Raw genomic sequence first — 23544 nt, 5'->3', positions numbered from 1 at the left:
GGGGATGAAAGACATGACCGGCCCGGTCAGTCCGGAAACACCACCGTGCGATGCCCGTTGACGATCACGCGCCGTTGCAGATGGTAATGCACGGCCTTGGACAGCACGCGCCGTTCCACGTCGCGGCCCTTGCGGATCAGGTCGTCGGGCGTGTCGGCATGCGAGATGCGTTCGACATCCTGTTCGATGATCGGGCCTTCGTCGAGGTCTGCCGTGACATAGTGGGCGGTGGCGCCGATGAGCTTGACGCCGCGGGCCTGGGCCTGGTGATAGGGGCGCGATCCCTTGAAGCTGGGCAGGAAGGAATGGTGGATGTTGATGCAGCGGCCGGAGAGTTTCGCCGCCATCTCGTTCGACAATACCTGCATGTAGCGGGCCAGCACGACCAGGTCGGCCCCGGTTTCGGTCACCAGGCGCCATAGCTGCTCTTCCTGCGCCGCCTTGGTCATGGGGGTGACGGGCAGGTAGTGGAACGGGATGTCGTCGGTGGCGACGGCGCGGGTGGCCTCGCGCGGGTGGTTCGACACGATGGCCACCGGGTCCATCGCCAGTTCGCCGATGCGCCAGCGATAGAGCAGGTCGGCCAGGCAATGGTCGAATTTCGACACCATGATCAGCACGCGCTGCCGCGCGCCGGCCGGGTAGAACTGCCAGTGCGCGTCGAACCGTGCGGCCACCTGGGCCAGGATCGCCCGGTCGGGCGGGGTGGCGGCGGTGAAGGCGATGCGCATGAAGAACTGGCCCTCCGCCAGATCCGCATGCTGATGGATCTCGATGATGTTCGCGCCCGCGTCGAACAGGCAGCCCGACCAGGCGGCGACCAGACCGGTCTGGCTGGCGCAGGTGACGATGAGGATATGGGCGTCGGCATAGGCCATGCTCGGGGGGCCTTACCGGTCGGAGAACAGCCTGATGCCGGCATGGGACAGCACGTCCGGCGCGGCGCGGCGGGCGGCGAAGTCGGGCAGGGCCGTGCGATGGCAGGCGCTGGGGCTGATGCCGAACATGTTCTTGAAATGACGGGAGAAATGCGAGCAGTCGGAAAAGCCCATCTCGATGGCGATTTCGGTCACGCTCATTTCGCCGGCTTCCAGCAGGGCGCGGGCGTGGCGCAGGCGCAATGTGCGATAGAAATCCTGCGGCTTGCGGCCCAGCGTGGTCTGGAACAGCCGTTCGAGCTGGCGGCTGGAGATCCCCAGCCGGGCGGCGAGCTGCGCGATCGGCAGCGGGCGCGCCATGTTCTGTTCCATGTGCAACACCGCGCGCCGCACCCGCGGGTCGGCGAAGCGGGTGGCCGAGGCCAGGGTCGGCGGCTGGGGTTGCAGCCTTGTCTGGTTGCCGGCGGTGCCGGCGCGTTCCATCAGCAGGATATGGCTGGCCTTGAGCCCCGCCGGGCGGCCGATGCTGCGTTCGATCAGATGCATGGCCACGTCGGCCGCCGCCCCGCCGCCGGAGCAGGTGATGCGGTCGCCATCGTCGAGGAACATCTGGTCGCTGACCGGCTCGTGGGTGGGGAATGCCTCCTGGAAATCCTGGCGGTGGTACCAGCTGACGCAGACGCGGCGATTGTCCATCAGCCCGGCGCGGCACAGGGCGAAGGTGCCGGTGCAGACGCCGATCAGGGTGATGCCCATGGCGGCGGCGCGGCGCAGCCAGGCGGTGGTGACGTAATCGATCTGCTCCTGCCCGTGCAGCAGGCCGCCGACCACGACGATATGGTCGAAGGCCCTGGGATCGCCCAGCGGGGCGTCGCGCGCGATGGCCACGCCGCAACTGGAGCGCACCGGATGGACCGAGGCGGAGAGGACCTGCCAGGAACAGTGGATCGGGCGGCTGCGATCGTCCTTGTCGGCGGCGAGGCGCAGATGGTCGACGAACAGGGCGAAGGCGGACAGCGTGAAATGCTCGGCGAGAATGAAGCCGACGCGCAGGCGCGGCTTGATGCCGGCCGATGCCCCTTCTGACATGATCATTCTCCCGATCGTGGCCGGCCCGTGCCGGGCAGTTTGATTGCTTGTCCGAAACGAGGATACGGAACCATGAATAGGCACATCTTGTCCCGATACGACATAAATTTCATTCGATCCGTCGGATTTACCCGCCGGGCGCGAGAAATGCCCGTATGGCGGGCAGGGACGGCGCGCCGTCGCGGGTGGTCACGCCGTCCAGCCATGCATGCCAGGCGTCGGGATGGCCGCGCAGCCAGCGCCGGGCGACCTGGGGCGGGGGCATATGGTCGCGCTGGATGGCCAGCATCATGATGTTCTCGTCGGGGATCGTGAAGCGGATCCGGGCCAGCAGGCGCGCCGCGTTGGGGCAGTCCGTGCGGTAGCCGCGCCGGATCACGGTATTGACGGTGGCGCCGCCATCGGGGCCGAAGACCTTGTCGCCGCCGGTCAGGTAGCGCAGGGCGAAGCGCAGGTTCATGGGATGGGGTTCCCACGCCAGGAACACGATCGGGCGGTGGCTCTGGATCGTGCGGTCGACCTGGCTGAGCATGCCCTGTTCGCTGCTTTCCACCAGGCGGAAGCGTTGAAGCTGGAACTGGTTGGCGCGGATCATGTCCAGCACCAGCGCGTTGCCGTCATTGCCGGCTTCCAGCCCGAAGATCATGTAGCCCAGGCGCGAGCCCCATGCCGCGATATCGCGATAGTCGCGCAGGCCCGCCTGCCAGACATAATCGGGCACCGCCAGCGTGTAATGCGCGCCCGACAGGTTGGTGGCCAGCCGTTCCACCGACCCGTCGGCCAGGAACGGCGCGATCGGGGTGCTGCCCGAAGGTTCCCAATTGCTGAGAAACGCATCCACGCGCCGGTCGCGCATGGCCACGTAGGTCATGGTCAGGGCCAGCATCGGCGTGCGGGGCGCGTAGCCGAGTGCCTCGAACAGGGTGGCGGCGACGGCGGTGACGGCCTCGGCATCCGTCCAGCCGACATTGGACAGGCGGACCGGCGCGCAGGCGGCCGGATCGGCGGCGGCGCGCGACCCGGCCGTCGGGAAGGCCAGCAGGGCCAGCATCGCGAGCAGGCGGCCGGTACGGCTGGGCATTCGGACATTCTCCTTCTGACCGGCAGGGCTCCCGGCCATCATGTCGGGCCTGCCGGCCCGTCACCCGAATGTTCGCGTCGGATGACGGTTCGGTTCCGACATGAAACGCAGGAAAACCGGATCGGGTCGATTTTTTTGTGCCGCCAGGCTGGCCCCGACATTCCCTCGCCGTGGCAAGGGCCTTATCAGACTGTCGGATATCCTGCCTGACCGATCGGAGCCCGTCATGTCCATTGCCACCGCGCGCGCGGTCATCGAGAGCTATTACCGCATCTTCAATTCCGGCGACCGCGCGGCCTTTCTGGCCCTGCTGACCGATGATGTCGTGCATGACATCAACCAGGGCGGCAGCGAGAGCGGGGCGACGGCGTTCCGCGCCTTTCTGCAGCGCATGGACCGCTGCTATCGCGAGGAGATCCGCGACGTGGTGGTGATGGTCAATGACGATGGCAGCCGGGCGGCGGCGGAATTCGTCGTCCATGGCACCTATCTGAGTACCGACGAGGGGCTGCCGGAGGCCGCCGGCCAGACCTATGTGCTGCCGGCGGGGGCATTCTTTACCCTGCGCGAGGGCAAGGTCGCGCGGATTTCGAATTACTACAACCTGCCGGAATGGACGCGGCAGGTCACCGGCGGCTAGGGGCTGGACTTGATCCGTACAATACGGAAATAGGGCCGGGCGTGGCGATAGCCCCAGCCGGCGGCGCCACTTCACTGTAGAAGTCAGATTTTTCAGATCTATAGTTCTTTGACAGTGACTTAAATACGCGCTTCTGCAACCACCATCCTGGAACCCCCGTTTGGCGCCGTCTGCTCGTGGCAGAGAACGGGGGACTGGGGGTGACGTAAAGTACTCACGAGGTACGCACGCGAAATAGGTAACATTTACTTGCCTATTTTGGTTTGTGTCAGCGCAGGAGGATACTAGCTGACAGCTAGTGGACCACTGCAAGCCTCCTGAGGCTTCCGAGGAGTCTTAGTCGGCCCTCTTCGCGACTGATCCAGGGGCCTGCTGTGGCGCTTGTAGCGTCCGCCTTGACCCCCGCATCGGAAGGTGCTCGGCTTTGACTACAGAAAGGCAAAATGATGCACAACCAAGACGTCGAGGATATATGCCGGAATGTCTACGCGGATACGAAGAAATACTATTGCCAGTCAGAAGAAGCTCTTGGTGAATATGCCTTGGGCTTTCGCATCTTATATGGGCCGCCGGTAGTCGATGCGCCGTTTCTGTTCCTTGGGTATCAGCCGGGAGGTCGAGCGGTTGACTGTGTCGATCATCACGAGACGTGGCCGGAGACCTGCGACTATGCCACCGAGGACTGGCCGCTTGCCAAACAAGTGAGGGCGATATGGGGAGCGGAAGTGGTGGCGCGATGCACCGGGCTTAATGCGATCTTCTTCCGGGCTCCAAGCGTCGTAGCGTGGAACCGGATAGCGAAAACACTGCGAGACGATCTTGAGATTTTCAGTCTGCACAACGCGGAACGTATTGTGCGGGCACTCCGGCCGGAGTTTCTGATTATCATAGGTCTGGGAACGTTCGACTGGCTGACGCAGGGCGAGCCGTCGCTATACGGAGAGAAAGGCCGGGTGCTTGCCCGCAGGGGAACCTTGTGGGGTCGTATAGCGATTGGAACGGTTCATCTCAGTGGCTCACGGATAAGCCGAATAGACCGGGATCGCCTGAGGGCATACTTCGCGGCCATCCAGACCACTCCAAGGACACAGCAGACACAAGAGCCGCGCGCGTTGCCAATGCTGTCATAGGCGCGGAGATAGACATCCTCGTATTTGACCGATCGCCACAACCGCCCGACAAAGACGTTGCGCCTTCCAGGCCGTAATCTGGTTCGGATGCATGTCATAAGGCTGCGGCAATTCGGCCAGTGTCTTCTCATCCTAGGCATAGGCTGCGCGGCCAATTTCGGCACCCGACCGGGGATTCCTGTGTCGGGGCGAAGACCGGCATGAGTCTGCACGAGGCGGAATTGGTATTATCACGCTGTCCGAATTCGTCCGGCCCTCTCTGACCATCTTTCGGTGGCCGCCTCTGCAAGCAGCCTTAGCGTGGCAGGGATTGTGGGGCGTTGAGTGCCTGGCGGGCGCGGGCCGCGTCGGCCGGGGTGACGGGGCGGCGCGGTTGCCCCAACTGTTGCGCAGGAAGGTCGTGACGTCGGTGACCTGGGCGTCCGTCAGTTTCCAGGCGAAGGCCGGCATGCTATCGACGTCCGCAAATCACCCGCCAGCCTGGCCGGTGCGCCGCATATCGTCGCGAATGCGATCGATATCCATGCCATGACCGCGCCCACCGTGATTTTTACCGGCACGGCGGATGAGGCCGCCATCGCCTTTCCGGCCAATACCAATGTCGCCGCCGCCCTGGCGCTGGCCGGGCTGGGGCCCGCGCGCACGGATGTTCGCGTCATCGCCGACCCGGCGGTGGATCGCAATATCCACACGATTACGGTCGAGGCGGATTCCGCGCGCTTTACCGCGACGATCGAGATCGTGCCCAATGCGGAAAATCCCCGCAGCGGGCAGTTGACCCCTCGGTCGATCGTCGCCTGCCTGCGCGACCTGGTCTCGCCGATCCGTATCGGCAGTTGAGCGGGCCGTCGGGCAGCGGGGGGACGATCAGCATTCCGGGAAATTGACCGCGAGGCCGCCCAGCGCCGTTTCCTTGTAGCGGTGGTTCATGTCGCGGCCGGTTTCCGCCATGGTGCGGATGACCTGATCGAGCGAGACATGATGGGCGCCGTCGCCATGCATGGCCAGCGAGGCGGCGTTGATGGCCTTGACCGCGCCGAAGGCGTTGCGTTCGATGCAGGGGATCTGCACCAGGCCGGCGACCGGGTCGCAGGTCATGCCCAGATGATGTTCCATGCCGATCTCGGCGGCGTTCTCGATCTGGAGCGGGGTCGCGCCCAGTGCCGCCGCCAGGCCCGCCGCCGCCATGGACGAGGCCACCCCGACCTCGCCCTGGCAGCCGACCTCGGCGCCCGAGATGGAGGCGTTGAGCTTGAACAATCCGCCGACCGCCGATGCCGTCAGCAGGAAATCATGCATGCCCTGGCGCGAGGCGTCGGGGCAGAAATCGCGGTAATAGCGCAGCACGGCCGGGATCACGCCCGCCGCGCCGTTGGTGGGCGCGGTGACGACGCGGCCGCCGGCGGCGTTTTCCTCGTTGACGGCAATGGCGAACAGGCTGACCCAGTCCATCGCCTCGTGCGGGGGGCGCTGGTTGAGGCGGGCGCGCTCCCGCAGGCGGTCGTGCAGGGCGGCCGCGCGGCGGCGGACCTTGATCCGGCCGGGCAGCGTGCCGTGCTGGACCAGGCCGCGTTCGACGCAGGCCATCATGGTGTCGATGATCCGGTCCAGATAGGCCGTGATCTCGGCATGGGGGCGGAGACACGCCTCGTTGGCCAGGACAATTCCTGCGATGCTCAATCCGCTTTCGCGCGTGCGGTCCAGCAGTTCGATGCCGCTGGTGAAATCCAGCTTCATGTCGGGCTGGGCGTAGCCGGCCTGTTTCGTCGCGTCCTCGGGCACGATGAAGCCGCCGCCGACCGAACAGAAGCGTGCGGTGTCCAGCACCGTGCCGTCGGCGGAAAGGGCCTGGAACTGCATTGTGTTGGGATGGACGGGCGGAATCGTGTCGCGGTCCAGCACGATGTCGTGGGCGGGGTCGAAGGCGACGGTGCGGCCATGGACCGGCACCGTGCGATCGGCGCCGATCGTGCGCACGATGTCGTCGGCGGCGTCGGGATCGACGCTTTCCGGCGTTTCGCCCGCCAGGCCGAGGATGACGGCCTTGTCGGTGGCGTGGCCGCTGGCGGTCCATGCCAGCGAGCCGTAGAGCGTGACGCGCAGGCGTGCGACGGGCATCGCGGGGGTGAGATGCGCGATAAAGCGCCGGGCGGCGCGCATCGGCCCGACCGTATGGGACGAGGAGGGGCCGATGCCGATCTTGAAGAGGTCGAAGAGGCTGATCATGGGCGGCGATGGTGCGCCCGCCAGCGGCACGGCACAAGGAGGCGCGCGCCATCTGTACGGCGGAAAACGACAGAGGGCGCGCCGGTGGTCAGGCTTTGCCGAGACGCTGCCGGGTCTGCCAGTCCGGGGCTTCGAAGAACGGGGCGTTGGAGGCGGGCAGGGGGGGCAGGCCCCTGATGTGATCGGCGGCCTTTTCCGCGATCATGACGGTCGGGCCGTTCAGGTTGCCGTTGGTGACGCGTGGCATGATCGAGGAATCGACCACGCGGAGGCCCTCGACCCCGATCACGCGGGTCTCGGGATCGACCACGGCCATCGGGTCGTCCGTGGCCCCCATCCTGCAGGTGCAGGAGGGGTGCAGCGCGCTTTCGACCTTCCGGCGGATGAAGGCGTCGATCCGGTCGTCGCTCGTGCAGTCGGTGCCGGGTTGCAGTTCCTCGCCCCGGAACGGGTCGAAGGCGGGCTGGGCGAAGATCTCGCGCGTCAGGCGCACGCAGGCGCGCATGTCGGTCCAGTCGTCCGGATGGCTCATGTAGTTGAACTGGATCTTCGGCTTTTCCGCCGGGTCGGCCGAGCGCAGGCGGACCCAGCCCCGGCTTTTCGAGCGCATCGGGCCGACATGGGCCTGGTAGCCATGGCCCTGGGCCAGGCCCTTGCCGTCATAGGTGACGGCTAGGGGCAGGAAATGGAACTGGATGTCGGGATAGCGGATGCCGGCGCGGCTGCGGATGAAGCCGCAGCTTTCGAAATGGTTGGTGGCGCCCAGCCCGTCCTTGAACAGCAGCCAGCGCAGGCCGATCCGGGCCTTTGCCCAGGGGGACATGGCGGAATAGAGCGTGACCGGCTGGCGGCAGGCGACCTGGAAGTAGAATTCCAGATGATCCTGGAGATTTTCGCCCACGCCGGGCCGGTCGGCCAGGACCGTGATGCCGTGATCGCGCAGTTCCGCCGCCGGGCCGATTCCCGATAGTTTGAGAAGCTGCGGGGAGTTGATGGGACCGCCGCAGAGAATGATTTCGCGGGTCGCGCGAACGGTATGGGACACGCCATGGCGCGTATAGGACAGGCCGGTGGCGCGCCGGCCATCGAAGAGGAGGCGCGTGACGCGGGCATGGGTTTCCAGAAACAGGTTGGGGCGCTTGAGCGCCGGGCGCAGATAGGCGTTCGCGGTGCTCCAGCGCCGGCCGCGATACACCGTCATGCTCATCCGGTCGAAACCTTCCTGGCGGAAGCCGTTATAATCGCCGGTGCGGCCGTAGCCGGCCTGTTCGCCCGCCTTCATCCAGGCGTCGTGCAGGGGATTGTCCAGCGTGCCGTATTGCGTGTGCAGCAGGCCGCCGCGTCCGCGATAGGAATCCTCGCCCTCGGCGCAATCCTCGGCGCGGCGGAAATAAGGCAGGACGTGGCGATAGCCCCAGCCGGCAGCACCGCTTTCCTCCCATTCCTGGTAATCCAGCGCGTGGCCGCGCACATAGACCATGCCGTTGATGGAGGATGAGCCGCCGAGCCCCTTGCCGCGCGGGGTGTGCATGCGGCGATTGTCCAGATGCGGCTCCGGCTCGCTTTCGTAGAACCAGTTGAAGCGTTTGGAATGCATGGGCATGGCCAGGGCGCTGGGCATCTGCACGATGATCGAGCGGTCGCTGCCGCCGAATTCCAGCAGCAGGACGCGGCTGCGCCCGTCCTCGGTCAGGCGGTTGGCCAGCACGCAGCCGGCCGAGCCGGCGCCGACGACGATATAATCATAGTCCCGCATCAATAGGGTGCCTCGACATCGCCCAGCGCCACGTAGACGCTCTTGAGCTGGGTGTAGTGATCGAGCGCCGCGCGGCTGTTCTCGCGGCCCAGGCCCGATTGCTTGTAGCCGCCGAAGGGGAGTTCGATCGGCGTGACGTTATACTGGTTGATCCAGCAGGTGCCGGCCTCCAGCCGCGCGATGACCCGGTGTGCGCGGGCCAGGTCGCGGGTGAAGATGCCGGCGGCCAGGCCGAACGGGGTGGCGTTGGCGCGGGCGATCACTTCGTCCTCGTCGGTGAAATCCAGGACCGCCATCACGGGGCCGAAGATTTCCTCGCGCACGATCGTCATCTCGTCATGGCAGTTGACGAACACGGTCGGCTCGACGAAGGCGCCCTGACGCAGGGCGCCGCGCGTGGCCCGCCGGCCGCCGACCAGGAGTTCGGCGCCCTCCTTCTTTCCGGCGGCGATGTAGGACAGGACCTTGCGCATGTGATCGTCGGAGATCAGCGCGCCGACATCGGTGTTCGGGTCGAGCGGATCGCCGATCGTCATGGCCTGCACCCGTGCCTTCAGCCGCTCGAGGAACCGGTCGCGGATGCCGGACTGGACGAAGACGCGCGTTGCGTTGGAACAGACCTCGCCGGCCGAATAGAAATTGCCCAGCAGGGCGGCCGACACCGCATTGTCCAGGTCGGCATCGTCGAAGACGATCAGCGGCGATTTTCCGCCCAGTTCCAATGTGACATATTTCAGGGTGGCGGCGGCGTCCGCCATGACGCGGCGGCCGGTGCCGACCTCGCCGGTGAGGGATATCTTTCGGATCTGCGGTGCGCGGGTCAGCAATTGCCCGGTTTGCCGCGTGCCCTGCACGACGTTGAACACGCCGTCGGGCAGGCCGGCCTCGCGGAAGATGGCCGCCAGGCGCACGGCCGTGAGCGGGGTGAGTTCGGCGGGTTTGAAGATCATCGCGTTGCCGCAGGCCAGGGCCGGTGCGGCCTTCCAGCAGGCGATCTGGATCGGGTAGTTCCAGGCGCCGATCCCGGCCACGATGCCCAGCGGTTCGCGCCGCGTGTAGCCGAAGGCCGTCGGGCCCAGATCGACGCAATCGCCCGTCATCGTCGCGGCAAGGGCGGCGAAATATTCCAGCGCGTCGGCGCCGGACAGCACGTCGACGCTGGATGTCTCGGCGATCGGCTTGCCCGTGTCCAGCGTTTCGATCCGGGCCAGATCCGCGTTGTCGCGGCGCAGCAGGTCGGCCGCGCGGCGCAGGATGCGGGCCCGTTCGGCGCCGGTGTGGGCGGCCCATGCGGCCTGCCCGCGCGTCGCGGCCTCGATGGCCTGTGCGACCAGGGCCTCGCCGGCTTCCTCGACTTCCGCCAGCTCCTTGTTGGTTGCCGGATTGCGGGTTTCGAACCGGGGGCCGCCGCCCGTGGCGGGGCGGCCGTCGATCCAGCTTGTGCACAGCCCCTCCGGCGGGCCGTGCCGGATCGCGGGGGGTGGGGAAAGCGACGGGGCGGCGCCGATCTGGCTGTCGAGAAAGGCGAGGACCTGCTGGCGGGGCATGCGGCTGTCGAACGCCGCCGGTGGGGCCAGGGCCGCGCGCAGCCATGTGCCGTCGATCAGCGAGGCCAGCGTGTCGGCCGTGGCATGGGCGCGTATCCGGGGCAGCAGGTGGCCGAGATCGTGCCGCAGGTTCGAGAGCATGCGGGCCTGATAGGCGCGCTGGATGCGGCCCAGCGTCGGGCTATGGACGGCCTGCCCCCATAGGGCCAGCCAGATGGCGACCTGGCGGGTGGTGAACTGTTCGCCCCCCAGGCAGACGCCGATCAGGGCCTCCAGCCGGGCCCGTGGTCCCCGCGCGTGGCGGAGCGCGCGCGCGACGCCGGCCGACAGGGCGGCGGCGGTGCCGCGGAATGCCAGGCCGAGCAGCGCGTCCTTGTCGCCGAAATAATGGACCAGGAGCGGCGGAGAAACGCCGGCATGACGGGCGATGCGCGCCACCGTGGCGCCGGCGAAGCCGTGATCGACCAGCACGTCGCGCGTCGCGGCCACGAGTTCCCTGCGACGCTTCAACTCGACCGGCGTAAGGGCGGGGAAGGACTGTTTCATGTGCGAAATGTGGCACGAATTGAACGACTATTCAATGTCGATTTCGTTCCTGTAAAAGTCGGAATTCTCTCTATCACTTTCCGATTTCATTTCGTTATATGTCCATTCAGTTCGCAGAGGTATCGACGTCCGCGATATCGAACACCGACAGACGGGAGCTGCGCGGATCATGGCGCCGGAACAATGGATCGCGGAGCACAAGATACCGGTGGGTGCCGTCATGGCGGCCGTGGTGGACGTGGTCCGGAAGCATGGTCTGGCTGTCTTCGACGTGATCACCGATAGCGTCGGCTTCTGTGCCGATGGCCTGACCACGCTGCTGCTGGCTCTGCCGCCCCTGCTGCTGGTGGTGGCCGCCATGGCGGGGGCGTGGTTCCTCCGCCGCTCGGCGGGGCTGGCGGCCCTGGTCGCGCTGGGGCTGCTGTTCATCATCAATCAGGGATACTGGAACGAGACGATGGCGACCCTGTCGCTGATCCTGTTCTCGACCGTCTTCTGCATGGCGGTCGGTGTTCCGCTGGGGATCGCCTGTGCGCATCGTCCGCGGCTGGCGCAGGCGTTGCAGCCGCTTCTGGACCTGATGCAGACCCTGCCGACCTTCGTCTATCTGATCCCGACGCTGATCCTGTTCGGCCTGGGCACCGTGCCGGGCATGATCTCCACCATCATCTTCGCCGTTCCCGCGCCGATCCGCATGACGCAGATGGGGATTGCCCGGGTGCCCCGGTCGCTGATCGAGGCCGGCGAGGCTTTCGGCGCCACCGGGCGGCAGATCCTGTGGAAGATCGAACTGCCTGCCGCCCTGCCGATGATCCAGGCGGGGCTGACGCAATGCATCATGCTCAGCCTGTCGATGGTGGTGATCGCGGCCCTGGTCGGGGCCGGGGGGCTGGGGGTGCCGGTGGTGCGGGCGCTGAATACCGTGCAGGTCGATGCCGGGTTCGAGTCCGGATTCGTCATCGTGCTGCTGGCGATCATGCTCGACCGGGTCTGTCGTCCGAAGGATTCGGCTTCGTGAGCGAAGGGATCAACGCGGCGCTGGAGTTCCGCAATGTCGATATCCTGTTCGATCGCGGCAATCGTCGCGGCGCGATCGAGGCTGCGCTGGCCCGGCTTGATGCCGGCGAGACGCGCGAGGAGATCGGCCGTGCCCTGAAGGTGACCGTGGGGGTGGCGGGGGCCAACCTCGCGGTGGCGCGGGGCGAGATCAGCGTGCTGATGGGGCTGTCCGGTTCGGGCAAATCGACCCTGCTGCGGGCGGCCAACCGGTTGAACAGGCCGATACGGGGCGAAGTACGGATCGGCAACGGCCTGGCGTGGCTGGATATCGCGCGCTGTGATGACGATACGCTGCGCACCCTGCGCAAGACGCGCATCGCGATGGTGTTTCAGCAGTTCGGCCTGCTGCCGTGGCGGACCGTGCGCGACAATGTGGGATTCGGGCTGGAACTGCGCGGCATGGCGCCGTCGATCCGGCGGGACATCGTTGCCGAAAAGCTGGAGTTGGTCGGTCTGGCGAACTGGGCCGATGCCCATGTCCATGAACTGTCGGGTGGCATGCAGCAGCGTGTCGGCCTGGCGCGCGCGTTTGCGACCGACGCCGACATCCTGCTGATGGACGAGCCGTTTTCGGCGCTCGACCCGCTGATCCGCCGGAAATTGCAGGACGAGCTTCTGGACCTCCAGAAACGGCTGAAGAAGACGATCCTGTTCGTCAGCCATGATATCGACGAGGCGCTGAAGATCGGCAGCCGTATCACGATCATGCGCGAGGGGCGGATCGTCCAGACCGGCACGCCGGATGATATCGCCTTGCGGCCGGTGGATGACTATGTCGCGGAATTCATCCGGCACATGAATCCGCTGCCGACCATTGTGGCCGCTGCCGTCATGCGGCGCTTCCAGGACCTGCCGCGCCGCCCGGACGGGATGCTGGATGGCGGGCGCATCGCCATAGCGCCGGACGCCGCGATCGCGACGATCGCCGATCGGGCCCTGGCCATCCGGTCGCATGGCGCGTGGACGCAAGGGGCGCTCTGCGTGGTTCCGGCCCAATTGAGCCTGGGCGAAATCATCGCCCTGCGCCAGCGCAGCGGCCTGCCCGTGCTGGTCGAAGCCGAAGGGCGGCTTGTCGGCCTGTGCGACGATGCGGACATTCTTCAGGCCTTGTGCGGGGAAGCGCGCTTTCGGGCGGGATAGCGCGCGTCGGGTGCGGTGGCCGTTCTCCGCACGTCGAGGCTTGCGACCATCACGGACCCCTCCGTTCCGACAATTCAGGGACTGATATCGGGCGCGGCCCCGCGGGTTGCCGTCGCGCGGCGGGCGCCGTTCCGGCGTGGGTCGCATTTCTTCAAGTGTCTGACGGATTCATCATTCCGAAATTGCAATGATTGAATGAACATTCAGCTCTCCGTCTGGTTCCGTCGGACCGGCCGCCTGAAGAATGGGACAGCCAAAATGAGCCATGCCTCGTATCTTCCGAGATGTCTGCTGAAGGGCGGCATGGCCTCGCGAAAATTCCTGTCCTTTCTCTTGTTGACGTCCTGCATCGTCACGTGTCCGGATGCGGCGTTTTCGGCCGCGGCGGGGAATGGAGCCGGCAAGGCTGGCGGGTCACGGCATCGTCATGCGTCGAAGAGCGATGTGCCCGCGTCCGGCCCGGCTGCACGCCATGCGGACGCCCGTTCGCGCGCGGGTGAAGACCTCATGGTGACGTCCATGCGGCATCATGCCAACGGGGCGACGGAAAGCATGACCCGCACCGAGATGGACAGGTTCGTCCAAGGCAGCAGCCCGATGATGATGCTGTCGCGCAAGCCGGGTATCAATTTCGTGGCCAACGATCCGCTGGGGGTCGATACCTGGGGTTCCAGCCTGTATATGCGCGGGTTCCAGCAGGATCAGCTTGGCGTCACGCTGGATGGCGTACCGCTGGGGGCGCAGGCATACCTTCCCTATAACGGCCAGAGCATCAATTTCTCGATCCTGTCGGACAATATCGAGCGCATGGATGTCTCCGAGGGGGGTGGCGATGTGGCATTGCCTGCCACGACGAATCTGGGTGGTGCGATTCAGATCGTCTCGCGCGATCCGGCGGACAGGTTCGGCGGCAGGATTTCGCAGATGTTCGGCAGCTACAATGCTTTTCGTACTTTTGGACGCGTTGACAGCGGCAGGTTGAACGCATCGGGTACCAAATTCACGGTGTCTTACGCCCGATCCGACGGCAATAAATGGAAGGGGGATGGCGAGCAGTTCGATCAGCAGGTGAATGCCAAGCTTGTCCAGCCCATCGGGCAGGACAGCAATGTGAAGGTGTTTTTCGACTGGAACGATGCCACCCAGTTCAACTACGCCGACCAGACGATCGACATGCTGAACAGGCTTGGTCATCGGAACGATTATTACTACCCTGATTATACGCGCGCCTATCTCGCTGCCGTCGGGGAATTCAGTGGTGCCCTGGCGGCTTACGACGCGGCAGGTGGGGATGCCCTGGATGCATCCTATTTTGACGGCGTGACGCATTCGTCGAGTTATCTGGGTGGCGTGAATGCTCATCTGGTGCTGAACCGGCGTCTGGCGTGGAATTCCGTGGTCTATGGCCAGGCTGCGAACCAGTGGGGTACCTGGACGACACCCTATGTCAGTTCTCCCAATGGTGTGCCGCTTTCCGAGCAGATCAATTTTTCCGGAAACCAGAAGTTCGGCTTTACGACCGCGCTGGAATACAAGTTCAGGAAACATACGATCGATGCGGGTGTCTGGTACGAAAACAACCGTTATCATGTTGTACAGGATATGTTCCAGCAACCAGTGCCCGGTGAGGGGGTTCCTGTCAGCGGTGTGCTGGGCAATTTTGGTACGCCGTTTCAGCGTAACTGGGGTGAGAATTTCAATACCAACAGTTTTCAGTTCCACCTCGAGGATAGCTATCGGCCGATTTCCAGCCTGACCTTCAGGGCCGGGTTCAAGTCGATGCTGGTGACGACGGTCGGGGGAGCCACGGCGAATGACGCCGCCTATACCGGGCAGGAGCAGCTTGCGAATGGCAGCCTGACCAGCGCGAAGGCATTCCTGCCTCATTTCAATGGGGTATGGCATTTCCTGCCGGGGCATGAAGTCTATTTCGACGTCGCCCGCAATATGCGCGCTTACAGTTATGGCGGATATCAGCTGGGATCGACCTTTGGAGGATTCGCCAATCAGGCAACGTTCGACAGTATCAGGAATACCCTGCGTCCGGAGACGGCCTGGGTCTATGATGTTGGATATCGCTATATTTCACAGATCGTCGGGGGATCGCTCAACCTGTATCATGCGGATTTTTCCAATCGTATCCAGAACCTGACATCGGGCCCGATTACCGACCCGGTTTCCACGCCCATAGACGTAGGTGGCGTCAGCATGTACGGCGTCGACGCCGCGCTCACGCTTCGCCCGGTCAGGAATCTCTCGATTACGAATAGTATCAGCTATAATCATTCGACCTACGACGACGATATCATATCGGGAGGCGTGACCTATGCGCTGGCGGGCAAGAGGGTGGTCGCTTTTCCGCAATTGATGTACAAGGCCGATATTTCCTATAATTGGGGTCCGGCAAGTATTTATGCCAATGCCAATTACATGGCGAAGCGTTATTTCAGTTACGTCAACGATATGTCGGTGCCGGGTTACTGGCTGACGTCTTTGGGGGCAAGCTACCGATTCGGAAAGATCGGCCCACTGCATGATCTTAAATTCGATCTGAATATCTATAATCTTACGAACATATCGTACATTTCCCAGATTGGCGAAAATGGCCTTCCGCTCTCGGGCGATTATCAGTCGGCTCTGGCGGGCTCCCCGCGCACATATTATGGCACCGTCAGCATCGCATTCTAGGCCTGATGCTTCAGGAGGCCATTGCCTGGATGGCATGTGGGCACCGCCGATGATCCGCGCTGCGGCGGGCGGTCAGAACGGCAGGACGCTATCGAGAATCTGCTGCCCGTAGCGCGGTGTCTGGATCTTGCTGAGCTGGCCACGGCCGCCGTAGGAAATCCGCGCTTCGGCGATCCTGTCGTGGGTCACGATATTGTCTTCAGTAATGTCCTGAGGGCGGACGACGCCGCTGACCATCAATTGGCGCAGTTCGCCATTCACGCGGACTTCCTGACGGGCCACGACGACGAAATTGCCGTTGGGCAGGACCTGGGTGATTGTACCTGCCAGGGCAAGCGTGACCGATTCGTTGCGCCGGATCGAGCCGGTGCCCGTGTTGGCGCTGGCGCTGCTGGTGTCGAGGGCCGACGAACTGGACAGGGTCTTGCCCTGGGCGCCGAAGAAGCTCGGGATGCCGAAGGTCTGCGAGCCGCTGCCGGCGGCGCTGGTATTGTTGGTCACGGCCGCATTGTCGGCGATATTGACGTTGATCGTGAGCAGGTCGCCGACCTGCGATGCCCGCTGGTCCCTGAAGAAGGCGCGGCTACCGGACCGCCACAGGCTTCCGACTTCCGTCGGCGGGGGCTGGAGCGGGGGCATGGGCATGGTGATCGGGCGGTAATCGGGCGCCTGGGTCGGGTCCGACGTCTTCGTCATGCGGGGAGGGTGGCCGATCTCGCTCATATCGGCCAGCCCGGTGCATCCGGACACGCACAGCAATCCGGCCAGGGTTGCCCGGGACAGAGGACGTTTCATCGCAGGCAGGCTCCAGCGCATAAGCGGCGGCTATCGAAGGGACAGGTTCGCGCGCGAGGCGTCGCGCGAGGATGCCGTCAGGTGCCGCAGGGTATTCGAGTCGGAGGGGACCGGGTTGCTCCCGGCTTCGACTTCGATTTCGGATGCGCTGACCACCCGGCCTGTGACGATCATGCTGCTCGACAGGTTGAGGATGTGCACGTACTGGCCTGCCCCGCCATCTTCCAGTGCGCGGCCGGTCGCCGTCAGGTGAACGCCTGGCGCGGCGAACGTGATCATCGCCGGGTCTCCCTTATGCATCAGTACCGTGCGGTGCAGATCCTGGTCGAGGACGGCGGAGCCGGCGACCACGCCGCGCGTCACGGTCATGCCGTCGATATCGGCTTCGTTCGTGAATGCCCTGGAGCCAATGTGTCCGGCATAGGATTCGTCGAGCTGGACGTCGGAGGCCGAAATCACGCTGCCGGCGGGGAGGGCATGCGCATAGACGAGCAGCCGGCGCGCCGCGTGGATCACGCCGGTCAGCATGAAGGAATCCCGCGTGATATCGCCCGTGGGCTGGCCACGATAGGCTGTCGCGGAAAACCACCCGCTGCGCTGGTCCCATTTGACGTCGGACAGGACGACCGGCTTCGGGTCGTCCGGCGCGACCATCATGGGATGGAAATCGCGAAGGTCGATGGAGACGGGGCCGTTGCCGAGATCCGGCAGGTTCTGCCTGATGAGATCGGCGAAATAGGCCTGGTCCAGTATCCGGCTGGCCCGGGTGATCGTTGCCATGGCCGACGGCGATTGATCGAGCCAGTCGACGCCATATTCGTCGGCGATGGCGATCAATTGCGCGCCGCCTACCTGGATGCTTGCCCCGGGGGCAGGGCCGGGGCCGAGGGGGCGGTCCTGGCCCGGCTCGAGATCGGCGAAGAGGTCGGACAGCCTGACGGTGCCCGACGTAATGAGGGCGGCACTCCGAAGTGTCGCCGCCCGGGCATGCGTGGCGCCCGCTGCCGTGAGGGCGAGCGCGAACACTCCCGCAATTGCCACGCGTGCCGGCATGTTATCTCAGGTTCGTCAGCGTCTGCAGCATCTCGTCGGAAGCGGTGATGACCTTGCTGTTCATTTCGTAGGCGCGCTGCGCGGTGATCAGGTCGGTGATTTCGGTCACCACGTTGACCGCCGATTCTTCCACGAAACCCTGCCTGACCGATCCATAGCCTTCGCTCTGGGGCGTGCTGAGATTGGCGGTGCCCGACGACGTGGTTTCGGTGAACAGGTTCTGCCCCATCGCCGCCAGGCCGTTTTCGTTCTGGAAGGTCGCGAGCTGGATCTGGCCCGCGACCTGGGCCGTCGTCTGGCCGGACAGGGTGTACTGGACCTGGCCGGACTGGTCGATGGTGATGTTCTCGGCGTTGTTCGGCAGGGAAATGTTGGGCGACAGCGGATAGCCGTCGGCCGACACGATGGTGCCGTCCTGCGACAGGGAGAACGTGCCGTCGCGCGTATAGGCATATTCACCCGACGGCAGCGTGACCCGGAAATAGCCGCGCCCCTCGATGGCGAGGTCGAGCGAATTGCCGGTCTGCCCCAGCGTGCCCTGCTCGTTGATGCGGTAGATGCCGGCGGTGCGGACGCCCAGGCCGATCTGCGCACCGGCCGGGACGAGGTCGCCGGTGTCGGAGCTCATGGTGCCGGCGCGTCGCAGGTCCTGATAGATCAGATCCTGGAATTCGGCGCGGCGGCGCTTGTAGCCCGTCGTGGTCATGTTGGCAATGTTGTTGGAAATCGTCTCGACATTCGTCGTCTGGGCTTGCATGCCCGTATTGGCGATATCAAGCGAACGCATCATGGGATGATAGTCCTCCGGGTATGCCGCGCCGGGCGGTTACCCACTATAACGAATGTAGGTCCATAATATTCGCAGAGGCCATGGTCCGGCGGAGTGCGTCCATTTCTGCATTGCCACCGACAGAGCTACGATCATGCGGCGTTCATGGCAAGGTCTTTCCCCGGTGGCGTTCCGTTAAATTTCTCTGTCGGGCGACCCTGTTACGGGGCGGGACCGATGGAACGCGCCATGACTGGGGACCTGTCCTGCGGGAGCTTCGTTGCCCCGGGGAGGAACGTGGCGGAGAGGGTGGGATTCGAACCCACGGTACGCTTGCACGCACGGCGGTTTTCAAGACCGCTGCCTTAAACCACTCGGCCACCTCTCCGGTCGGATATTGGCGTTTTATTTCCGTGGCTTGGTGCCATGGTTCCAAAAATAAGACGCTGCCTGACCTTAATACCCTGCGCCGACTTTTGTGCCAGCACTGGCAAGCATGTCAAGCTCTGCCCCGCAAGGTGCTGACGGATGGATTCCGTGAGCCTCGCGGATGTCCGCCCGGGATGCCGTCTCCGCCGGGCGCCTTCCATGCGATGGCGCGGGCCCGATCCGTCTTCGTGCGGTTGCGGTACGAGGACATGTCGATTTGGTGGTAAAACGCGAACATATCGGCCGATTTCCGGTCATTCGGCATGGATCGGGCGTGCGCGAAGAGCGGAGAAAGACTGTTCGGAACGACGCGTCGGGGAGCCAGGTGGTTAGCCTGCGGTTATGGGGAGACAATCTTTTAAAAATGGACGCATTCGATACGAGATAGAGACAATATCGGCGCGAAACACAACCCGTCGCCAGGAACGCAGGGCATGGTAAAAACAGGAATGTCCGCGGGCCGGCGGTTTGTGGCGCCCATGACCGGTGCCGCAGCGTCCCTTGCTGCCCCGCGCATCGTCTCGATCGACGCGATGCGGGGGGCGACGATCGCGTTCATGATCGTCGTCAATACGCCCGGTGACTGGAACCATGTCTGGCCGTTCCTGGAACATGCCCCCTGGAACGGCTGTCGGCCGGCGGACTTCGTCTTTCCGTTCTTCCTGTTCCTCATGGGCTGCGTCATTCCGTTCGCGCTCGACCGCCGCCTTGCCGCCGGGGAAAGCCGGGCCATGCTGGCCGGGCATATCGCACGGCGGGTTCTGCTGCTGATTGCGCTCAAGCTCCTGCTCAGCGCCTATCCCCATTTCCATCTCGGCCATCTGCGCCTGTTCGGCGTTCTGACGCGCATTGCGCTGTGCTACGGCCTTGTGGCGCTGCTCTATATGACGATCCGTCAATCCCTGCCGCTGCTTGCCGTAACCTGCGGCATCCTGCTGGGCTGGTGGCTGATGCTTTGTGCGATTCCCATACCGGGCCTGGGCCTGCCGGGGCGCGATGTTCCGCTGTTCGACCCCCAGGCCAATCTGGCGGCATGGCTGGATCGTACCGTATCGGGCTGGACGCTGCGTACGCTGCATACGGGCGTGCTGTACGAAAAGACCTGGGACCCGGAAGGGCTGCTCGGCACGCTGCCGGCCTGTGCCTCGGTACTGGCTGGCGTGCTGGCGGGGCAGGTATTCCGGAACCGCAGCCTGCCCGCGCAACGCAGGCCTCTGCTGTTTCTGGCGGCCGGTATCGTCAGCCTTGCGGCCGGCCTGGCCTGGGGCACGGTCCTGCCGATCAACAAGGCATTGTGGAGCAGTTCCTTCGTGCTGGTCACATCCGGCGCGGCCCTGCTGATGCTGGCGGCATTCGATTGGGCGTTCGACATCCGGCGGGTGCAGGACGGCAGCCGGGTTGCGTCCCGCACGCTGCTCTTCCTGCGCGTGTTCGGCACCAACGCCATCGTCGCCTTTCTGCTCAACGGTTTCGTCGTCAAGACACTGATGCTCTTCCCGGCCCCTTCCGGTACCGACCGCTCGGCCTATGCCTGGCTCTATGCGCGGTTCTTCGCAGTCCGGATTCCATCACCCGACCTGGCCTCGTTCCTCTTCGCGCTGGCCTTCACGGTGGCAATGGCCCTGCCCCTTGCGGTTCTCTACCGTCGCAACATCGTCATCAGGCTCTGACCCCGGATCGGAGGCCGGCGCCTTTGAAAAGACGATCGTCGCCGTGCGGCCGCCTGGGGTATGTGGAACGGGAAACGACCCACAGTCATCGGCAAACCGTTTTGCAAACCTGCAAACCTCTTGGGCGCTAACCTATTGAAAATGGCGCGCCCTGCTGGATTCGAACCAGCGACCCACAGCTTAGAAGGCTGTTGCTCTATCCAACTGAGCTAAGGGCGCATGCGCAGTGGCATTTCTTCTGCCAGAGCGCGGTCAGTGCGTCCAGTTCTGGACCCGGTCGTGGCGGAAATTGTCGGCGTAGAGTTTCGGCTTGCGCACACGGGCCACCGGCAGTTCCAGATCGTAGGGGACCGCATGCCGGTCGGCGTAGGCGACGGCGCTCTCGCGGTCGGGGAACTGCAGGCGGAGCTGCGAGCGGGTATCGCGGCTGCCGGTCCAGCCCATCAGCGGGTCCTGCTGGCGGGCCTGGGTCTGGCCGTATTCGAGAATCCAGTCATGGGTATTCGCCTGGCCGGACTGGGTCGCCGTCTTTGCCTGCCTGTAGATTCGGGCCCGCATGGAACGAAACTCCCTTTAATTCTCTGCTGGTCGGGGCGCCCGGACTCGAACCGGGGGCCTCGTGTACCCAAAACACGCGCGCTACCAGGCTGCGCCACGCCCCGAACCTGGGGGCGAAGCTATGAGTCCTTGAGGGCGCTGACAAGCGCCCCACGAAATTTTTCCTTGGCCCCGGCCCGTATCAGCCTGCCGTGCTGCCCTTGCGGGCCAGGGGCGGGATGAACAGCGGCGCGGTGTCCCACGGGAACAGCACCCAGGTTTCCTGCGGGACTTCGACCACGAACAGGTCGGTCAGCGGCTTGCCGGACGGCTTGGCGTACAGGCAGGCGAACACGGCCTTGGGCAGGAGCTGGCGCACGATCTGGGCGGTGACGCCGGAATCGACCAGGTCGTCGATGATCAGGAACCCTTCGCCGTCGCCGGCGGCGGCGGGTGCCTTCAGCACCATGGGCTGGCCCTGTTCTTCCTCGTCATAGGTCACGACGGAGACCGTTTCGATCAGCCGGCAATCGATTTCGCGGGCGATGATGGCCGCGGGGATCAGGCCGCCGCGGGTGACCGCCACGATTCCCTTGAACGGGCCGCGCGGGATCAGGATTTCAGCCAGTTGGCGGGCGTCGCGGTGAAGCTGGTCCCAGGTTACGGTTGCGTAGTTGGTGGCCATCAGAACAGCTTTCCTCCATCTGGCACGGTCAGGTCGGGTCTGATCAGGACGACGTCGCCCTTCGTGTCGGGCATGCCCAGGGTCAGGACTTCGCTCAGGAACGGGCCGATCTGGCGTACCGGGAAGTTGACCACCGCGCAGACCTGCCGCCCGACCAGCGTGTCGGGGGTGTAGTGGACGGTGATCTGGGCCGACGAACGCTTGACGCCGATCTGCGGCCCGAAATCGATCCATAGCTGGTAGGCCGGCTTGCGGGCCGCGGGGAAGGGGCGGGCTTCCACGATCGTGCCGACGCGGATGTCGAGGCGTGCGAAGGTCTCGAAATCCGTGGGGGGAAGCGGCGCGGATGGGACGGTCTCTGTCATGGAACGGTTTTGCCCGCGCGGCGGCGGATTTGCAAACGGTCCAGTGGGCGTGATGGCGGACACGAGAGACAATGGATGGTAAAAGACGTCCGTCCGGCTATTGTCCGCCCATCATGCCAGATCATTCCGAGCAGGCGGACGAAATGCGGGAGCGGTCCGCCCCGACACCGATACCAGCGCGTCTGTTCAGCCATCGGGGCTTTGCCGTCTTCCTGACGGCCCGGACCCTGTCCTCGTTCTCGTCGCAGGTGCAGGCCGTCGCGGTGGGGTGGCAGATCTACATGCTGACCCATAGTGCGCGCGCGCTCGGCTGGGTGGGGCTGGCGCAGTTCATGCCGATGTTCTGCTTTACGCTGGTCGCGGGGCATGTGGCCGATCATTTCGACCGGCGTTTCATCACGGCGGCCTGCCAGGCGCTGGAATCCTGCGGGGCGCTGGTCATGGCGATCGGCTCGCTGGGCGGCTGGCTGACCCCTGGCATGATCTATGGCATGGTCGCGCTGTTCGGTACGGCGCGTGCGTTCGAAATGCCCAGCCAGCAGACATTCCTGCCCGCGCTGGTACCGCCCGCCCTGTTCGCGCGTGCGGCGGCCCTGTCCTCGTCGCTGTTCCAGGTGGCCTCGATCATGGGACCGTCGGTTGGTGGCCTGCTGTACGGCGTGGGCGCCGGGATCTGCTACGGCGTCTGCACGGTCGGGTTCGGGCTGGCGTCGGTGGCGACCCTGTGCATGCGGCTGGAGGCGCCGACGCGGGTGCGGCGGCCCATGACGCTGGAAACGGTCATGGGTGGGCTCCATTTCATCCGGGCGCATCCCGAGATGATGGGGGCGATCTCGCTCGACCTGTTTGCCGTGCTGCTGGGCGGCGCGACCGCGATGCTGCCGCTTTACGCGGACACGATCCTGCATGCCGGGCCGACCGGATTGGGTGTGTTGCGGATGGCGCCGGCGCTGGGGGCGCTGCTGGTTGCCGTGATCTTCGCCCGCTGGCCGCTGAAGCGCCGGGCCGGAGAGGCGATGTTCGCGGCTGTCGCCGTCTTCGGCGTGGCGACGATCATCTTCGGTCTTTCACGTTCGCTGGTGCTGTCGGTGGTGGCGCTGGCCGTGCTGGGGGGTGCCGACGTCATCAGCGTGGTCGTGCGCGGGGCGCTGGTGCAGTTGCGCACGCCTGACGACATGCGCGGCCGGGTGTCGGCGGTGAACATGCTGTTCATCGGGTCGTCGAACCAGTTGGGCGAGTTCGAGAGCGGCATGCTGGCCAGCCTGATCGGCCCGGTGGAAGCCGTGGTACTGGGCGGGATCGGCACGATTGCCGTCACGCTGCTGTGGATGCGCCTGTTTCCCGACCTGCGGCGGCTGGATCGCCTGGACGATATCCGCCCGACGCGGTGACCCGCGGGCGGCGTGTCGCCGGGCAGGCTCCGTGACCTGAGAGCAGGGTGCGGGACGGGTGGCAGGCAGG

20 protein-coding genes and 3 tRNA genes are annotated in these 23544 nt (G+C 65.0%); 8 read left to right on the top strand and 15 right to left on the bottom strand.

From position 1 onward, the window contains the following. Positions 1–26: 26 nt before the first annotated feature. From purU to HLH36_RS04715, 3 genes are all read right to left on the bottom strand, one after another. Positions 27–878, bottom strand: coding sequence for a formyltetrahydrofolate deformylase (gene purU / locus HLH36_RS04725; RefSeq protein ID WP_182985278.1), 852 nt, complete (start codon positions 876–878; stop codon positions 27–29). A gap of 12 nt (positions 879–890) precedes the next feature. Further along, on the bottom strand, positions 891–1967 hold the full coding sequence (locus HLH36_RS04720) for a GlxA family transcriptional regulator (RefSeq protein WP_246376423.1): 1077 nt from the start codon (positions 1965–1967) through the stop codon (positions 891–893). 127 nt (positions 1968–2094) lie between these two features. Next, positions 2095–3048: a glycine betaine ABC transporter substrate-binding protein gene (locus tag HLH36_RS04715; RefSeq protein ID WP_220792695.1), complete on the bottom strand. Its 954-nt coding sequence runs from the start codon at positions 3046–3048 to the stop codon at positions 2095–2097. Between the two features lie 226 nt (positions 3049–3274). On the opposite strand from HLH36_RS04715, the gene HLH36_RS04710 reads away from it, so the two are divergent. From HLH36_RS04710 to HLH36_RS04700, 3 genes are all read left to right on the top strand, one after another. Continuing rightward, positions 3275–3688 carry a ketosteroid isomerase-related protein gene (locus HLH36_RS04710; protein WP_182985276.1) on the top strand — a complete coding sequence of 138 codons (414 nt, stop codon included), beginning with the start codon at positions 3275–3277 and terminating at the stop codon, positions 3686–3688. A 443-nt stretch (positions 3689–4131) separates the two neighbouring features. Further along, a complete protein-coding gene (locus tag HLH36_RS04705) occupies positions 4132–4818 on the top strand; it encodes a hypothetical protein (protein WP_182985275.1) in 687 nt (228 codons plus the stop codon). A 528-nt stretch (positions 4819–5346) separates the two neighbouring features. Then, the gene (locus tag HLH36_RS04700) at positions 5347–5658 is read left to right on the top strand and encodes an aspartate dehydrogenase domain-containing protein (protein WP_182985274.1); all 312 of its coding nucleotides are present in this window, start codon (positions 5347–5349) and stop codon (positions 5656–5658) included. 27 nt (positions 5659–5685) lie between these two features. Here the strand turns inward: HLH36_RS04700 and HLH36_RS04695 are convergent, their stop codons facing one another. The 3 genes from HLH36_RS04695 to betB form a co-directional block, all read right to left on the bottom strand. Then, positions 5686–7044 carry an L-serine ammonia-lyase gene (locus HLH36_RS04695; protein ID WP_182985273.1) on the bottom strand — a complete coding sequence of 453 codons (1359 nt, stop codon included), beginning with the start codon at positions 7042–7044 and terminating at the stop codon, positions 5686–5688. Between the two features lie 88 nt (positions 7045–7132). Beyond that, positions 7133–8800: a choline dehydrogenase gene (gene betA, locus HLH36_RS04690; protein WP_408871842.1), complete on the bottom strand. Its 1668-nt coding sequence runs from the start codon at positions 8798–8800 to the stop codon at positions 7133–7135. Further along, positions 8800–10893: a betaine-aldehyde dehydrogenase gene (betB, locus tag HLH36_RS04685; protein WP_182985271.1), complete on the bottom strand. Its 2094-nt coding sequence runs from the start codon at positions 10891–10893 to the stop codon at positions 8800–8802. The genes betA and betB overlap by 1 nt, the downstream gene beginning before the upstream one ends. A gap of 169 nt (positions 10894–11062) precedes the next feature. Here betB and choW point away from each other — a divergent pair, with 169 nt between their 5' ends. The 3 genes from choW (at position 11063) to HLH36_RS04670 (ending at position 15780) form a co-directional block, all read left to right on the top strand. Beyond that, positions 11063–11911 carry a choline ABC transporter permease subunit gene (gene choW, locus HLH36_RS04680; protein ID WP_182985270.1) on the top strand — a complete coding sequence of 283 codons (849 nt, stop codon included), beginning with the start codon at positions 11063–11065 and terminating at the stop codon, positions 11909–11911. Next, the gene (locus HLH36_RS04675) at positions 11908–13092 is read left to right on the top strand and encodes an ATP-binding cassette domain-containing protein (RefSeq protein WP_182985269.1); all 1185 of its coding nucleotides are present in this window, start codon (positions 11908–11910) and stop codon (positions 13090–13092) included. The genes choW and HLH36_RS04675 overlap by 4 nt, the downstream gene beginning before the upstream one ends. Before the next feature lie 507 nt (positions 13093–13599). Then, positions 13600–15780 carry a TonB-dependent receptor domain-containing protein gene (locus HLH36_RS04670; protein WP_182985268.1) on the top strand — a complete coding sequence of 727 codons (2181 nt, stop codon included), beginning with the start codon at positions 13600–13602 and terminating at the stop codon, positions 15778–15780. A gap of 72 nt (positions 15781–15852) precedes the next feature. Here HLH36_RS04670 and flgH read toward each other — a convergent pair whose 3' ends face one another. From flgH to HLH36_RS04650, 4 genes are all read right to left on the bottom strand, one after another. Continuing rightward, positions 15853–16575, bottom strand: coding sequence for a flagellar basal body L-ring protein FlgH (gene flgH / locus HLH36_RS04665; protein WP_182985267.1), 723 nt, complete (start codon positions 16573–16575; stop codon positions 15853–15855). Positions 16576–16605: 30 nt separating this feature from the next. Beyond that, complete coding sequence (gene flgA / locus HLH36_RS04660) at positions 16606–17628, bottom strand: flagellar basal body P-ring formation chaperone FlgA (protein WP_182985266.1); 1023 nt, start codon at positions 17626–17628, stop codon at positions 16606–16608. Between the two features lies 1 nt (position 17629). Further along, complete coding sequence (gene flgG / locus HLH36_RS04655) at positions 17630–18415, bottom strand: flagellar basal-body rod protein FlgG (protein ID WP_182985386.1); 786 nt, start codon at positions 18413–18415, stop codon at positions 17630–17632. 280 nt (positions 18416–18695) lie between these two features. Then, positions 18696–18785: transfer RNA gene (locus tag HLH36_RS04650), tRNA-Ser, on the bottom strand. 520 nt (positions 18786–19305) lie between these two features. Here HLH36_RS04650 and HLH36_RS04645 point away from each other — a divergent pair. After that, positions 19306–20496 carry an acyltransferase family protein gene (locus HLH36_RS04645; protein WP_182985265.1) on the top strand — a complete coding sequence of 397 codons (1191 nt, stop codon included), beginning with the start codon at positions 19306–19308 and terminating at the stop codon, positions 20494–20496. 142 nt (positions 20497–20638) lie between these two features. Here HLH36_RS04645 and HLH36_RS04640 read toward each other — a convergent pair. The 5 genes from HLH36_RS04640 to HLH36_RS04620 form a co-directional block, all read right to left on the bottom strand. Further along, positions 20639–20715 (bottom strand) — tRNA-Arg (locus tag HLH36_RS04640). A gap of 33 nt (positions 20716–20748) precedes the next feature. Beyond that, complete coding sequence (locus HLH36_RS04635; RefSeq protein WP_182978078.1) at positions 20749–21054, bottom strand: ETC complex I subunit; 306 nt, start codon at positions 21052–21054, stop codon at positions 20749–20751. Between the two features lie 27 nt (positions 21055–21081). Continuing rightward, positions 21082–21158 (bottom strand) — tRNA-Pro (locus HLH36_RS04630). A 77-nt stretch (positions 21159–21235) separates the two neighbouring features. After that, positions 21236–21718: a xanthine phosphoribosyltransferase gene (gene gpt, locus HLH36_RS04625; protein WP_182985264.1), complete on the bottom strand. Its 483-nt coding sequence runs from the start codon at positions 21716–21718 to the stop codon at positions 21236–21238. After that, the gene (locus HLH36_RS04620; RefSeq protein ID WP_182964330.1) at positions 21718–22083 is read right to left on the bottom strand and encodes a tRNA-binding protein; all 366 of its coding nucleotides are present in this window, start codon (positions 22081–22083) and stop codon (positions 21718–21720) included. Before HLH36_RS04620 ends, gpt begins: the two co-directional genes overlap by 1 nt. 113 nt (positions 22084–22196) lie before the next feature. On the opposite strand from HLH36_RS04620, the gene HLH36_RS04615 reads away from it, so the two are divergent. Continuing rightward, a complete protein-coding gene (locus HLH36_RS04615; RefSeq protein ID WP_182985263.1) occupies positions 22197–23474 on the top strand; it encodes an MFS transporter in 1278 nt (425 codons plus the stop codon). Positions 23475–23544 lie beyond the last annotated feature (70 nt).

Origin of the sequence: Gluconacetobacter aggeris (assembly GCF_014174395.1) — a bacterium.
Taxonomy (GTDB): domain Bacteria; phylum Pseudomonadota; class Alphaproteobacteria; order Acetobacterales; family Acetobacteraceae; genus Gluconacetobacter; species Gluconacetobacter aggeris.
This window is presented reverse-complemented; position numbering and strand designations above follow the sequence as displayed.